Below are 14349 nucleotides of genomic sequence, written 5' to 3' on the forward strand. Positions count from 1 at the left end.
GGTAGGTCAGGCGTGAAAGGAAGCGCTCGCGCTACTTGCGGGTGCGCTGCTCTCGCTGCGCCGGCGCCGCGTCGCCCCCGGCGCTACGGGCTTCCCTTAAGCCCTTTCTTCGCCGCCGCCTTCTTGGCCGGAGGTCCCTTCGCCGCTGCCACCGTCTTGACGGGAGATCCCTTCTTCGCCGCCGCCTTCTTCTCCGGAGCTCCCTTCTCCGCTGCCACCTTCTTGGCGGGAGACCCCTGCTTCGCCGCCGCCTTCCCCGCTGCAGCGGCCGTCGCGTGCGCCTCTCGCTCGCTCGCCTCGTTTCGCTCCCCGGGAGCCCTCTTCGTCCCAGTCTTCACCGGCTTCCCCGGCGCCGCGCCACCCAGCGACTGCAACGCTCGCTTCGGCGCCACCGCGCGGTAGCTCTCCTCGATCCACTCGAGCAGCATCGCCTCGGGCACGCGATCCTTCGGGCCGAAGCGCGCCGTCACCCAGCCGCTCTTGCCGAGGTTGTACCCCGTGGGCTCCGCGAACGGCAGCATGAGCGCGGCCTCGCCCGACTGCGGGAGCTTCGCCGTGACAAGGAGCTTCCCTTCGTGGGTGTTGAGGAAGACGAAGATCTTCCCGCGCACCTTGGCGACACGGTCGCCCCAGGGGAACTCCTCCACGGCCTCTGGATAGGCCAGCGCGGCGTCGCGCAGCCTCGCAAGGATGGGCGTGACCCTCGCGTCGTCCTGGCGCATCGTCATCCGGCGAGCGTAGAGCGCTCGCACGACCTCGTAAAGCCGGAACGGCGCCCGCGCACAGCCCGCTCAAGGGCTGATTTCTCCGGTGCCATGAGGTAGGGTGGCGCCTTGCAGGAGCACGTTATCCCAATGTTTTCGCTCGAGAACCGTGTTCAGGAGTACGCCTGGGGCTCCCGGGACGCCATCGCGACGTTGCTCGGACAGCGCCCCTCCGACAAGCCGCAGGCCGAGCTCTGGATGGGAGCCCACCCGGCGGCCTCCTCGTGCATCGAGCTCGACGGGGGACGAGAGCGCCTGATCGACGCCATCTCCAAGCACGCAGACGCCTTCCTCGGAGGACCGACGCGCGAACGCTTCGGCGCTCGGCTCCCCTTTCTGCTCAAGGTGCTCGCGGCCGACCAGCCGCTGTCGCTGCAGGCACACCCGGACGAAGCGCACGCGCGGCGCGGGTTCGACGCGGAGAACGCCGCCGGCGTCCCGGTCGACGCCCCCGAGCGCACCTACCGCGACCCGCACCACAAACCCGAGCTCATCTGCGCGCTCACCCCGTTCGACGCCCTCTGCGGTTTCCGGCCGGCCACGGCCCTGCCGGAGGTCTTCGAGCTCCTCGCCGGAGGCCCGGGGGACGCGCTCGTCCCGCGCAGCGCCGATGTGATCGACGCGGCCGCTGTCGCGCGGCTCGTCCAGGGCCTGCTCGCGCTCGAACCGGCCGCCGGGCGCGAGCTCGTGTCCTCGGTGGTCGAGGCGTGCCGGGAGCGCGCCCAGGCGGGCGGATGTCTCGCGCGGGCCGCTGGCTGGGCGCTCCGCTTGAACGAGCTCTACCCGGGCGACGTCGGCGTCGTGATCGCGCTCCTGCTCAACGACGTGCACCTCGAGCCGGGCGAGGCGCTGTACCTGCCGCCGCGCCGGCTGCACGCCTATGTGCAAGGGGTCGGGATCGAGATCATGGCGAGCTCCGACAACGTGCTGCGCGGCGGGCTCACGCCGAAGCGCGTCAACGTCGACGAGCTCGTTCGCGTCCTCGATTTCGCGCCGTGGCGTGTCGAGCCCATCGTCCCACGCCAGGTGGGCGTGGAGTTCTTCTATGACACCCCAGCGCCGGAGTTCCGGCTCTCCCGCATCGACCTCGACGCCGCGGCCCCCTGGAGGACCGATGACCGCCGCGGCCCCGAGATCGTCCTCTGCACCAGGGGACAGGCCTCGCTGGTCGACGCGCGCGGCGCTGCCCGCGAGCTCCGCCAGGGTGGCTCGATCTTCGTCCCGTTCTCGTCGGGGAGCTACGCCATCGAGGGACACGGCCAGCTCTTCCGGGCTACCGTCGGCCTCTGAGGCCACCTCGCGAGACGCACAGCGACGCCGGGCAGCGTCCGATTCCGGCCCCCGGCCTCTGCCCGCAGAAGAGGAACAGAGGGCCACTGAGCACGGGACGGGAGCCTAGGATTTCTGTTCTTGGCGAACAGCTCGCTCCGAGGCGGCTCGCTCACGCGCTTCCCGCGGGGGGATGGTGGGATCTCCCTGGGCGACTGCAGGCTCGCCGCGCGGGGTCTCCTGGCCATCCGCGGGCCCGCGCGCGAGCGAGCCGGCGGCGGCGCGCCACGTCGCGAGGACGCGCCGCTTGAGCGCGCGGAGCTCGTGCGCGGCGAGCTCCGCGGCGCGGCGGGCGCTGTCGTTCACCGAGGGGCGCGCGGCCCGGAGCTCGATGAGCGGCCGCGCCGATAGCGAGAGCGCCAGCTTGTACTGGCAAGGGCTGTCCAGAAAATCGTACTCGTGCCGCCCCTCCGCGATCGCAGCGCGGATGGCAAAGGCGTGGATCACGGTCCCCGGCCGGAGCCCCTTCGGCAGGTCGACCCTGCGCCCGCACTGGTAGAAGTAGATCTTGTTGTTCCACACAAGGTTATAGAGCGCCGCGATGGGCTCGCCGCGCGCCGAGAGCCACGCGAGATCGAGGGCGCCGCGCTCGAACATCGCGGGCATCACCTCGTCGTGGAACTCGCGGAAGCGCTGCGAGGCGAACACGCCGGCGCGCCCATCGGCCGACCAGCGCTCGGCGTGCAGGCGGAGCAGGATCTCACGCGCGCGCTCGAGCTCCGCGCGCGTCCTCGCCCGCTCGAACGTCAGCGTGCCGCCCGCCCACGCCTCGAGATCGCGCGTCGAGCGGCGCACGAGGTAGCGGCGCGAGGCGGAGAGCGCGCTCAGGTACTTCTCCCAGCTGGACGGCAGCGGGATGTAGGGCGAGGCGTCCGTGACCTCGATCCGCGCGTCGATGCCGTGCTGCCGGAGCTCGCGCGAGAGGATCACGGCGAGCGCGCCCTCGGGGCGCATGGCCGGCATCACCAGCTCGTCCCAGGCCCCGAGCGCCGCGCCCGTGAGCGCGCCGGCGAGCGCGTGCGCGACGTCGGCCTCGGCGCCCCGCTCGGCGATGACACCGAGGTTGCAAGAGCAGACCTCGTCGGCCTGATCCTCCCCCGAGGCGATGAGCTCCAGCCGGCGGAACACGATGCCGCTCCGGTGCCGGCAGCGGCGCTCCAGCAGCGGCGCGAGGCCGACAAGGCGAGACCCATCGAAGAAGAGCGCGACGCGCAGCGAGCGGCCCTGCGCCCCGAACACGCGCCACCAGGCGAGCATCCAGTCCGGCGTGAGCATCGGCTCGTTCATGCCGCTCCGCCCCATCAGTTCTTCCCACGCCCCACGCATCGCGCCGAGCTCGGCGACATCAGTGACCAGGTGAAACCGCAGCATCTCCCCCTCCCTTCCGCACAAACCCGCACGCCTCCGCCGCCGCTCTGCCGGGCCTCTCAGCGGCGCGGCGGCAGCGTCGCTCCCCTCAGCGCCATCGTGGCCGCAGCTGGGCAAGCGCCGTCCGCGCCGCGGCGAACCGCTTGTCCAGCCATGTCATTCGATACCCCTCCTCGGCGGCGCGCCGCTCGGCGCGCTCGTGTTCATAAGGGACCCGATGAAACGAGATCTCCTGTCGCGACGAGTCGAAGAGGGCGAACTCGGCGAGCTTCTCGCGCCTCCGGGCCGCGTCGACCGAGCCGGGGTTGATGAAGAAGCACCGGCGCCCGTGGCCGAGCGAGATCCGCTCGCCCGTCGGCCGCGGCGTCGCGACCCCCGCCTCGACCTCGTACAGCGCCTGGACGTGGGTGTGCCCGAAGAAGCAGATGCGCCCGCTCGGCTCGCGCTCCCTGAGGAGCAGCGCGTTCGCCTCGATGTGCGCGGGGCTCACCATGTACTGACAGGGGTCGACAACGCCGCCGTGGATAAGGACGATCTCGCCCTCGATAAGGCGCCGCCTGGGCAGCAGGGCGAGGGCCCGCTTGCTGTCTGCGGACAGCGCGACGCGCGTGCGCTGGAGCGCGAACGTCGCCTTGGTTCCGCAACGCTCGACGCCGATCCGATCGATCGCGATGAGGTCGTGGTTGCCCGCGATCGCGAGGGTCGGCGGCCGCGCGAGCAGGCGCACGCACACGTCGGAGTCCGCGTTGTACCCGACGATATCCCCGAGGCAGAGCAGGCGCTCCACCCCCCGCTCCGCAAGGAACGCCTGCACGGCCGAGAGGGCCTCGAGGTTACCGTGAATGTCCGCGATGATCCCGTAGAGCATGGCCTGCCACCTTTCGTGTGAGGAATGAGCTGGCCCATCGCGCGAAGGGCTTCGGGTCGTCCCAGGCGAACGCGTCGTAGACGGTGCGCGGCGGCGCAGGCGGGCGCCGGCCCTCAACCAGGTAGTCGTACGCGACGCGCGGCAGCTGCGGGTCGGCGCCGTAGACCAGCGGGATCCTGCGTCCGAGGGCGGCGTGGAGCCGCGCCCCGAGGCGCAGCAGGGTCGCCGCGGACGCGGCCCGGCTCGCCTCGTCGAAGCCGGGCAACACGAGCGCGCGGGGGCGCTCGGGGGAGAAGCGGGCAACGTCGATGTCCTGTCCGTCCCTGATCACCACGTTTGACATGAGTCCTCCCCCCTTCGAGAGCCTTTGACCACAGCGAAGATCGGTGGCGGCAGCGCTCCGGCGTCCGCTCAGCTCACGAGCGCCGGCGACGAGCGCGCCGTCCAGGGCATCGCCGGAACGGACCTGGGACGGTCGGAGCCTCGATCCGGCGGATCGACACGAGCGCTGCGACACGCCTCAGGACGACATGGCGGACGGCAGGAGCGCGACTCACAATCAGTATACGGGGGATTTGCTGGCTGACAAGAGAATCACGCAACGAATGGAAAGCCAAGGCACTGGACTGTCCGACCAGGATAAGGACATGGGCCGCCGCTCCGAACCGAGCTGTTCTACACCGTGTCCGGGCGGCTGCGCGCCTCGCGAGCGGCGCTCGCCGCGCGCGGATTGGCCGAGGGTGCCTGTTGGGTCGGCGTGTTCATTCGTCCACGACGTGGACGGCTTCGGCCAGTTACGAAAGGTGAGCCGTCGGCAGATCGCGCGGGCACTGTAGAGGGCATGCGGTCGCCCGGGTGACGGGCTGGTCTCCAGGCAAGCGTGGGTGGTCTCCGTTCAACGTTTGATGAGCCATGCGGAAGAGCGCTGAGCCGCGCCGGCGGCGTCCGCTCAGCGACTTCGGATCATCATGTCGTCAAGGAGCATGAGGACGAATGACGGCGCCACCCGTGCGCGACGCGCTATCGCAGGGCGTCCTCGATCCGGACGCGCACGAGGCGCACGCCGGAGGGCACCCGGAGCAGCGTGTCCCACCACTCCGAGCCCGCGAAGCGATAACGGATCTGCACCCCGAGCGCGGTCCCGTCGCCGAGCGCGCGGCGGGCGAGGGCGAGCTCGCCGCCCGCGCTGCCGGCCCGCTGGAGATCGCCGGCGCGGGCAGTCGCACCGACCTTGAGCGACACCGAGACGAGCTCCGCGGCCTCGGCGAGGTCGAAGAAGAGCTGATCGAGGGTCGCCTCGTCGAGCACCGCCTCCTGCAACGGAGGCAGCGGGATCTCGGGACCGACATCCGTCTCACCCGTGGAGGGGAGCTTCATGGCCTGTCCGCTCCCATGCTCGGCGGCGGCCACGCGGAGAGAGGCGTGGGCGCGCGCTGATCCAGCTCGGCCGAAGGGGCGTGGCACTGGGTGCAGCTCTGCCGGTAAGGGTGGGTCGAGCGAATGCCCAGGGCGCCATGGACGCCATGGCAGCTCGCGCACTCGGAGCGCATCAGCGTCGGGTGCGGGATCGTGGGCGGCGCGCCCGCGTAGGCGCGGGCGCCTCGCCGCGGCGACGGCATGCCAGCAAAGGTGTTGTCGGGCGGAGGCGGCGTCTCCGCGAGCGGCCTCGGGTCGTCGCCGACGACATGGCACTGCGTGCAGCTCTCGTAGCGACGGTGGCTCATCCTGGGCGCGGTGAGGTTCGCGACGCGCAGCCCGCGCTCGTGGCACGACAGGCAATCCGGGACGCCGAGCTGCTCGATGCGATGCGGGATCGTGGGCGGCGCGCCGTCATAGGCGCGGCGGGAAGCGCGCCGCTCGAGCGCCGCCTCTCGATCGGCCTCCGACTGCTCGACAGGCGCGTAGAGATCGGCGTCCGCCGCCTCGAGCCGGGCGAATGCGCCCTCGTACATGCCGGCGTTCGGGCCGTGCGCGCGCTCGCGCATGTCGGCGTAGCTGCGCGCCTCGACGCTCGCCGAGGGCGGAGGGGGATCGCCGTGCAGCTCGGCGACCCCCTGCTCCGTGCCGCGGACTCCCGAGAAGTAGCCCGCCGCCGCGACAGCGACGATCGCGGCGAGGCCGACGTGCAGGCCGCGAGCGTCCTTCATCGCGCCTCTCCTCGCTTGCCCTGCGGTTTGCGGCGGATCCTGACCGCGCACTTCTTGTAGTCCGGCTGCTTCGAGAGCGGATCGTACGCCTCGAGCGTCGCGCGGTTGACCATCACGGTCTCATCGAAGAAGGGCACGAACACCGTGCCAGGCGGCGGCGCGCCACGGCCCTCGATCCAGACAGGCAGCTCGAGCGCGCCGCGCCGGCTCTCCAGGATCACGACCTCGCCGTCGCCGACACCGAGCTTCCGCGCGTCCTCGCGGTTCATCTCCAGGTACGACTGCGGCATCGCCCGCTGGAGCTGGGGTATCCTCATGGTGAGCGACCCCGTGTGCCAGTGCTCGAGGACGCGGCCCGTGCACAGCCAGAAGGGATACTCCGCGTCGGGCGACTCGGGCGGCGGCTCGTAAGGGTGAAACCAGATGAGCGCCCGGTCGTCCTTGGTCACCGAGTGGTAGAACTGGATCTCCTCCTTCGTGGCATAAGGGTCGTCGAACCTCGCGAAGCGGAACCGCGTCTCCCGCCACGAGCCGTCGGGCTGCTCGACGACGGGCCAGCGCAGGCCCCGCGCCTTGACGTACTCGCGGTACGGCGCCAGGTCCTTGTGCTTGAACCGGCTGAACTCGCGGTACTCCTCGAAGAGGTGCTCGTCGACGTTGACGTCGTGGTAACGCTTGTAGTCCCAGACCGGCACCTCCTTGCCGTCCTTCCGGATGTCGAACAGGAAACGGCCGTCCTTGTCCTTCATCCCGGCGAGCCCCATGTCGTGGAGCTTGCGCGCCACGGCGATGATCTGCCATGCATCGTCCCGCGCCTCGCCGGGCGGCTCGACCATCTTGAACCACTGCTGCGTACGGCGCTCGGAGTTGCCGAACATCCCGTTCTTCTCGACCCACATGGCCGAGGGCAGGACGAGGTCCGCGGCGCGCACCGTGGCCGTCGGATAGACGTCGGACACGATCAGGAACTTGCCCGGGATCTTGCGGCTCGCGTCGAAGAGCTCGTTCGTGTTCGGCAACGACTGGCCTGGATTGGTCACCATCACCCAGATGGTGTCGATATCGCCCCCCTGCTCCTTCGGGGTCGAGAAGCGCTTCCAGAGCTCGACCGTGTGGTAGCCGGGCTTCGGGTTGATCCGCCCCTCGGGCAGCTTCCAGAGGTGCTCGGCCTCCTTCCGGTGCTCTGCGTTCGTGACGACGAGTCCGCCGGGGAGCCCGTGGGCAAGAGTGCCGACCTCGCGCACCGTGCCGCAGGCCGACGGCTGGCCCGTCAGGCTGGTCGGGGCGTCGCCGGGCTTGCCGAAATGGCCGCTGAGCAGGTGCACGCCGTGCACCAGATCGTTGATCGCCGTGCCGCGGGTGTGCTGGTTCATCCCCATGCACCAGACGCTCGTGATCCGCAGATCGCGGCGCCCGAAGAGATCCGCCAGCATCCGGATGTCCTTCGCGGCGACGCCCGAGATCGCCTCCACCCGCTCCGGGGTGTACTCGGCGAGCGCCATCTTGTACTCCTCGAAGCTCATCGGCTGCCCCTCGAGGGTGGGGTGCTCCGTCCGCTTGCGGAAGTTGCAGAACCTGTCGACGAACGCCCGGTCGAACGTCCCGCGCTCGACGAGCAGGTGCGCGATGCCATTCGCGATCGCAAGATCGGTGTTCGGCTTGAAATACAGCGTGTGCTGGCAGAAGGCCGAGGTGCGGGTGCGCCGCGTCGTGAGATCGATGAGGAGCACCTGCTCGCCCCGCGATCGCCGGTCGACGACGCGCGAGAAGAGCACGGGGTGCATCTCGGCCGGGTTGTTCCCCCACATGAGGAGGACATCGCACTTGTCGAGATCCTCGTAGCAACCGGCCGGCTCGTCCACGCCGTAGGTGGAGAGGAAGCCTGTCACCGCAGACGCCATGCAGAGGCGCGCGTTCGGGTCGATCTGGTTGTTCCCGAGGCCGGCCTTCACGAGCTTGTTCGCCGCGTACCCCTCGGGGATCGTCCACTGGCCGCTGCCGTAGAGCGCGAACCCCGCCGGGTTCTGCATCGCGCGCCGCGCGACGATCGCGATGGCCTCATCCCAGCCGATGGGCTCGAGCTTGCCGTTTTTGCGGAGCAGCGGCTTCGTGAGCCGGTCTCTGCCGTAGAGGGCGAGGCCGACGTGATACCCCTTCACGCAGAGCAGGCCCTTGTTGACGTCCGCGCTCTGGTCGCCCGCGACCGCGACCACGCGGCCCCCCTTCACGCCCACCTGCACGTGGCAGCCGGTGCCGCAGAACCTGCACGGCGCCTTGTTCCAGATCACATCCGAGGCGGTCCCCGCCCCGGGCGCCGCCTGGGCGGCGGCGACGCCGTCCTTGCCCAGCGCGAGCCGATTGGCGGCCACGGTCGCCGCGCCCATCGCGGAGCACCTCAGAAAATCGCGGCGATCCATCATGGCTCCAGATCCGAGAAGTCGACCGAGACCACATCGACGAAGTCCACCCCGTCGGTGCAGAGCATCCGCTCCACGAGCTCTTCCCCCGCGAGCAGGGTCGCTGTCTCGGCGATCGCGGGCAGCCTCGAACCACACGGCGGTCCGAGCGAGAGCGCCGCCTCCGCGGCGAGAGAGCGACACGCCCGCGCTCGCGCGCTGGGCTCATCGGAGAGCGTGATGACAAGAGCACTGAGGGGCATCGGAACGCCTGTTTGGGGTTGATCGGGTGGATGTGATCAAGCGGGTCGAGCGTCGGATCACGACATCGCAAGGTCCACGCCACGCGAGATCGTCGCCGGGACGCCCGCCCATCGCGGCCTGCGCCCTGCGCCTCACCGGAGTTCCCTGGCGCGCGCGGACCGCGGGGCAGCGCAAACGGTGCGTCCGGACGCGCGCCCTGCACCGCGCGGAGCCGCGGGCCGCGGCGCCGCCCCGGACGCGCGCGATGGCACGTGGCGTGCGATGCGAAACGCGCCGTGCACTCCTCTCTTCATCTTCCCGGGGCCGTCGCGCTCCTGGGGCTCCTGTGCGTGACGCACGCGGCAGGCTGCCAGGATCGCGACCAGCCGCTCGGGCTGCGCCCCACGCTCGACGCGACGCCGATCGCCTCCGCGAGCATCCACCGCCCTGACAAGCTCTCCGGTGTCGCCACGGACAAGCGGGACTCGCTGGGCCGGCCGATCCGCGCGGCGTGCGTGACATGCCATTCGCTCCGTAGACCCGATGCGCTGCCGACCTCGACGGCGGAGCTCGACGAGTTCCACGTCGGGCTGAGGTTCGAGCACGGCGGCCTGAGCTGCGCGTCGTGCCACGTGATCGGCGAGCAGGACACGCTGCGCAAGGCCGATGGCGCGCTCCTCCCGATGCGCGACGCCATGCAGCTCTGCGCCCAGTGCCATGGCCCCCAGCTCCGCGACTACGCGAACGGGGCTCATGGAGGGATGAACGGCAGTTACGCGGGCGGCGCGCGGGTGCGCAACCACTGCGTCGACTGCCACGATCCGCACGTGCCGGCGTTCCAGCCGTCGATGCCTGTCCTGCCCCCGCGCGACCGCTTCGTGGAGGCGCACGGCGCAGGAGAAGGAGCCCACAAATGACCCAGACATCCAGGCGCGTCGCGCTCAAGGTGCTCGGAGCCACGCTCGGCGCCTCCGCGTTCGCCCACGCGATGGAGCCGCTCCGCGCGTGGAGCAAGGACCTCTCGCTCGATCAGTTCCTGCAGCGCCACTACAAGGAGCTCACGAGGGACGAGCTCGCCGAGGTCATCGGCCGCCTCGAGCGCGAGACGCGCGAGGAGTACGGCCGCGAGGTCACGATCCGCGACGTCCGCCCGCAGGAAGGGGTGCAGTTCGGCTACGCGCTCAGCCTGAGCGTGTGCATCGGCTGCCGCAAGTGCGTGGAGGCGTGCCACGTGGAGAACAACCACGATCGGCGCACGAACAACTCCTACATCCGCGTGCTCGAGATGGACCAGGGCAGCTTCGACATGGAGAAGGGCGACGCGACGTACGAGCACGCCGTGCCCGCGAAGGGCAAGTACTACCTGCCAGTGCAGTGCCAGCAGTGCGACAACGCGCCTTGCGTGAAGGTCTGCCCCGTCCAGGCGACCTGGAAGGAGCCCGACGGCATCGTCGCCGTCGATTACAACTGGTGCATCGGCTGCCGCTACTGCGAGGCCGCCTGCCCCTACCACGCGCGGCGCTTCAACTGGACGAAGCCCGAGGTGCCCGCGGACGAGATCAACCCGGACCAGGGTTACCTGTCGAACCGCATCCGGCCCCAGGGCGTCGTGGAGAAATGCACCTTCTGCCTGCATCGAACGCGCGAGGGCCGGATGCCGGCCTGCCTCGAGGCCTGCCCCACGGGCGCGCGCGTCTTCGGCAACCTGCTGGATCCGAAGAGCGAGATCCGCTGGGTGCTCGAGAACAAGCGGATCTTCATCCTCAAGGAGGAGCTCGGCACGCGGCCGCGCTTCTTCTACTTCTTCGACGTCTGAGCGAGCGGAGCCACGATGGGCAACGACACGCACGCCATCACCTACCCGCGCTTCCTGCTCCGGGTCATCGGCCAGAGCTTCGAGGGCTCGTGGCGCTTCTATCTCTGGATGACCGTGCTCACGGCGATCGCCCTCGTCGGCGCGAACGCCTGGGCCCACCAGCTCGCCGAGGGCATGCGGGTCACCGGCATGAGCGACCACGTCTCGTGGGGCCTTTACATCGCGAACTTCACCTTCGGCGTGGGGCTCGCGGCGGGCGCCGTGATGATGGTGATCCCGGCGTATCTCTACGACGACCACGAGATGCACGACGTCGTGATCCTCGGCGAGCTGCTCGCGATCGCCGCCATCGTCGTGTGCCTCCTGTTCATCGTGGCGGACATGGGGCGACCGGACAGGTTCTGGCACATCTTGCCCGGGCTCGGGCGGTTCAACTGGCCGATCTCGATGCTGACATGGGACGTCATCGTCCTGAACGGCTACCTGTTCATCAACCTGCACATCTCGGGCTACCTCATCTACACGAGGTACCTGGGCAGGAAGCCGGACAGGAAGTGGTATCTGCCGTTCGTGTTCCTGTCCATCGGCTGGGCGGTGTCGATCCACACGGTGACGGCGTTCCTCTACTCGGGCCTCGGCGGCCGCCCCTTCTGGAACTCGGCGCTGCTCGCCCCCCGCTTCATCGCCTCTGCGTTCATCACCGGCCCGGCCTTCGTGATCCTGCTGCTCCAGCTCGTCGCCCGGCTGACCCGGTTTCGCGTGGGCGACGGGCCAATCCGCACGCTCACCTCCGTGCTCCGCGTGACCGTCCTGCTCAACCTGTTCATGCTGGGCTCGGAGCTCTTCACGTCGCTCTACACCGGCGGCACGCACAGCACCGCGGTGACCTACCTGTTCTTCGGCCTGCACGGCAAGAGCGCGCTCGTGCCGTGGATCTGGTCGGCCGTCGCGCTGAACGTGGCCTCCGCGGCGCTCCTGCACCTGCCGGCGAGCCGCGGGAGCCGCGCCTACCTGAACGCGGCCTGCGTCGCCGCCTTCGCCGGCGTCTGGATCGAGAAGGGCATGGGCCTCATCATCCCGGGCTTCGTGCCGAGCACCCTGCACGAGCTCGTCGAGTACGTGCCCTCGATGGCCGAGTGGAAGATCACGGCGGGCATCTGGGCTGTCGGGTTCATGGTGCTCACGATCGCCATCAAGGTCGCGCTGACGGTGCTCACCGGCGAGATGTCGGTCGAGCCGCGCTCCGGTGCCACCCGCACGGACGAGCACGCTCCGCCGCTCGCGCAATAGCGCTGCTGTGTGCCGCAGCGCGCCGCCGGACACACCTCTGGCGTCGCGCGAGCGCGCGTGTCGGCCTGCGTGGTCGCTGGCCCGGAAAGTGGCACTTCCTCGGACAATAGAAAAGCTGAGCCGTCCACGGATCGCCCGGGCACTGCAGGGGGCATGTGCTGGCCAGCTCGTTGGCCCAGGGCGAGAGTGGCAATCGCCTCACGTCATCCAGATTGCCCGGGCGAGTGAGCGCTGAGCCGCGCTGGCGACCGCGTCGCATTTCAACTTACAAGAGGGAGGACACTTCAATGAAAGTTGCCGAGTACGCTCGTCTGGCCGCGCAGGCCGCCGCCATCGCTCTCCCGCTCGTCGCGCTGGGCTGCGGGCCTGACCCGGAGAAGGTCGGCGATGAATGTGCTCCGGATGACGGCTGCCCGAACGGCCTCGTGTGCGCCGAGGGCGGCGAGGACCACATCTGTTATGCGCCGCCGGGCGCCGGCTGCGATGCGGGCGGCACCGACTATTGCCTGGGCGATGCCGTCTGTGGCGACGACGGCACATGCCGAGTTCCGCTCGGTGGCCCCTGCGCCGGGGACACGAAGGACTTCTGCGCAGAAGGCACGACGTGCGGCGCTGACGGAACCTGCCAGACCCCGCCCGGCGGCGCGTGCGATCCGGCGGGCCCCGATCTCTGCCTCGACGACGCGGTCTGCGGCAAGACGCGAGACGGCGGGGGAATCTGCGGCATCGCCGAAGGCGGCGCGTGCGATCCGGAGGCCCCGCTCTGCGCGGGCGGGCTCACCTGCGCCGAGCTCGTCGCAGGCGGCCATGCGTGTTATCCACCCGTGCTGGCGAGAGGGAGCGTCTTCGACTCCGAGAGCACCGCGGGCATCGAGGGCGCGCTCGTGCTCGCGCTCGACGATCAGGCGACCGCGATCACGGACGTGACGACCACCGACGCCGCAGGGAATTACGTGCTCGAGGTGCCGGTGCCCCGCACGGAGGACGGCGCGCCGATCGGGGACGTGATCTTCACGCTGCGGGCGAGCGCACAGGACCACCAGCCCTTCCCGGGCGGGCTCCGCACCGCGCTGCCGATCGCCTCCAGCGAGGCGACGTCGGGCGACGACGGGTGGAGCATCGAGACCGCGCTCACGGATATCGCGCTGATCCCGCTGCCCGAGGACCAGCGGGGGCTGCCGAGCATCTCGGGCGCGGTGCTCGCGGACGAGCAGTCCGGCGGCGTGCTCGTCGTGGCCGAGGACGAGGGCGGCGAGGGGTTCAGCGCGGTGACCGATCGCGGCGGCGCCTACACGATCTTCAACGTGCCGGCCGGCAGCTACTCGGTGAGCGGCTACGCGGCGGGGCTCGCGCTCGATCCGAAGGCCGCGGAGGTCGGGGACGCGGCGGTCACGGGCGTGGATCTGGCGCGCTCGGAAGCCGCCCTCGGCACCCTGACTGGCACGCTCAACATCGTCAATGCTCCTGGCGGCTCGACCACCAGCGTCGTGGTCGTCGTCGCGTCCACGTTCAACGACGCCTTCGTCCGAGGGGAGGTGCCGCGAGGGCTGCGCACGCCGCTCAGCGGGCCGCCCGACGTGAGCGGCGAGTTCAGCATCTCCGGCGTGCCCGCTGGCAAATACGTGGTGCTGGCCGCGTTCGAGAACGACAGCCTCGTCCGCGATCCCGATCCGAACATCGCCGGCACGCAGCTCGTCACCGTGGAGATGCCGAGCCCCGGCGAGGACGTCTCGCTGCCGACCTCGTTCAAGATCACCGAGTCGCTGCCGGTGATCGGCCCGGGCGCGACGGATCCCGAGCCGGTGACGGCCGCGCCCACGCTCCGGTGGGGAGACGACGCCAGCGAGGACTTCTATACCGTGGTCGTCTACAACGCCTATGGCGACCTCGTGTGGTGCCTCGGGGACGACCCGACGTGCGCTGGATCGAGCATCCCGGGATCGAGCGGCGTCGATGAGGTCTCCGTCGAGTACGGCGGGCCCCTCGATCCTGGCATGTACTATCAGTTCCGCGTGACCTCCTGGCGCTCCCCGGGCGGCGAGCCGGGCGCCATCTCCGCGACCGAGGATCTGCGGGGCGTGTTCTACGTCACAGGCCAGTAACGACCCCCCAGGCGTCCCGCGTGGAC

The 14349-nt window shown here is 70.2% G+C and carries 13 protein-coding genes; 5 read left to right on the forward strand and 8 right to left on the reverse strand.

Annotated features, from left to right (window positions below; all coding sequences use genetic code 11):
* Nucleotides 1-83: 83 nt before the first annotated feature.
* A complete protein-coding gene (locus WME97_RS25545; protein WP_437540824.1) occupies nucleotides 84-728 on the reverse strand; it encodes an MmcQ/YjbR family DNA-binding protein in 645 nt (214 codons plus the stop codon).
* Between the two features lie 105 nt (nucleotides 729-833).
* On the opposite strand from WME97_RS25545, the gene manA reads away from it, so the two are divergent.
* Nucleotides 834-2054, forward strand: a complete 1221-nt coding sequence (manA, locus tag WME97_RS25550) for a mannose-6-phosphate isomerase, class I (protein ID WP_437540826.1) — start codon at nucleotides 834-836, stop codon at nucleotides 2052-2054.
* A gap of 105 nt (nucleotides 2055-2159) precedes the next feature.
* Here the strand turns inward: manA and WME97_RS25555 are convergent, their stop codons facing one another.
* The 7 genes from WME97_RS25555 to WME97_RS25585 form a co-directional block, all read right to left on the reverse strand.
* Nucleotides 2160-3464, reverse strand: coding sequence for a GNAT family N-acetyltransferase (locus WME97_RS25555; protein WP_437540828.1), 1305 nt, complete (start codon nucleotides 3462-3464; stop codon nucleotides 2160-2162).
* A gap of 85 nt (nucleotides 3465-3549) precedes the next feature.
* Nucleotides 3550-4329 (reverse strand): metallophosphoesterase family protein, encoded by a 780-nt coding sequence (locus tag WME97_RS25560; protein WP_437540830.1) that lies wholly within the window; start codon nucleotides 4327-4329, stop codon nucleotides 3550-3552.
* On the reverse strand, nucleotides 4295-4672 hold the full coding sequence (locus WME97_RS25565) for a hypothetical protein (protein ID WP_437540832.1): 378 nt from the start codon (nucleotides 4670-4672) through the stop codon (nucleotides 4295-4297). The genes WME97_RS25560 and WME97_RS25565 overlap by 35 nt, the downstream gene beginning before the upstream one ends.
* A 677-nt stretch (nucleotides 4673-5349) precedes the next feature.
* Nucleotides 5350-5706 carry a hypothetical protein gene (locus WME97_RS25570; RefSeq protein ID WP_437540834.1) on the reverse strand — a complete coding sequence of 119 codons (357 nt, stop codon included), beginning with the start codon at nucleotides 5704-5706 and terminating at the stop codon, nucleotides 5350-5352.
* Entirely contained in the window at nucleotides 5703-6476 is a 774-nt protein-coding gene (locus WME97_RS25575; RefSeq protein WP_437540836.1) for a nitrate reductase cytochrome c-type subunit, read from the reverse strand. Before WME97_RS25575 ends, WME97_RS25570 begins: the two co-directional genes overlap by 4 nt.
* A complete protein-coding gene (locus WME97_RS25580; protein ID WP_437540838.1) occupies nucleotides 6473-8896 on the reverse strand; it encodes a molybdopterin-dependent oxidoreductase in 2424 nt (807 codons plus the stop codon). The genes WME97_RS25575 and WME97_RS25580 overlap by 4 nt, the downstream gene beginning before the upstream one ends.
* Complete coding sequence (locus WME97_RS25585; RefSeq protein ID WP_012237335.1) at nucleotides 8893-9135, reverse strand: hypothetical protein; 243 nt, start codon at nucleotides 9133-9135, stop codon at nucleotides 8893-8895. Before WME97_RS25585 ends, WME97_RS25580 begins: the two co-directional genes overlap by 4 nt.
* Before the next feature lie 276 nt (nucleotides 9136-9411).
* Here WME97_RS25585 and WME97_RS25590 point away from each other — a divergent pair, with 276 nt between their 5' ends.
* The 4 genes from WME97_RS25590 (at nucleotide 9412) to WME97_RS25605 (ending at nucleotide 14323) form a co-directional block, all read left to right on the forward strand.
* Complete coding sequence (locus WME97_RS25590) at nucleotides 9412-10032, forward strand: hypothetical protein (protein ID WP_437540840.1); 621 nt, start codon at nucleotides 9412-9414, stop codon at nucleotides 10030-10032.
* Nucleotides 10029-10931, forward strand: a complete 903-nt coding sequence (locus WME97_RS25595; RefSeq protein WP_437540842.1) for a 4Fe-4S dicluster domain-containing protein — start codon at nucleotides 10029-10031, stop codon at nucleotides 10929-10931. Before WME97_RS25590 ends, WME97_RS25595 begins: the two co-directional genes overlap by 4 nt.
* 15 nt (nucleotides 10932-10946) lie before the next feature.
* A complete protein-coding gene (gene dsrP / locus WME97_RS25600; protein WP_437540844.1) occupies nucleotides 10947-12221 on the forward strand; it encodes a sulfate reduction electron transfer complex DsrMKJOP subunit DsrP in 1275 nt (424 codons plus the stop codon).
* Nucleotides 12222-12508: 287 nt separating this feature from the next.
* Nucleotides 12509-14323 carry a hypothetical protein gene (locus tag WME97_RS25605; RefSeq protein WP_437540846.1) on the forward strand — a complete coding sequence of 605 codons (1815 nt, stop codon included), beginning with the start codon at nucleotides 12509-12511 and terminating at the stop codon, nucleotides 14321-14323.
* The last annotated feature ends 26 nt before the right edge of the window (nucleotides 14324-14349 follow it).

Source organism: Sorangium sp. So ce367, from assembly GCF_051520455.1.
GTDB classification, from domain to species: domain Bacteria; phylum Myxococcota_A; class Polyangia; order Polyangiales; family Polyangiaceae; genus Sorangium; species Sorangium cellulosum_B.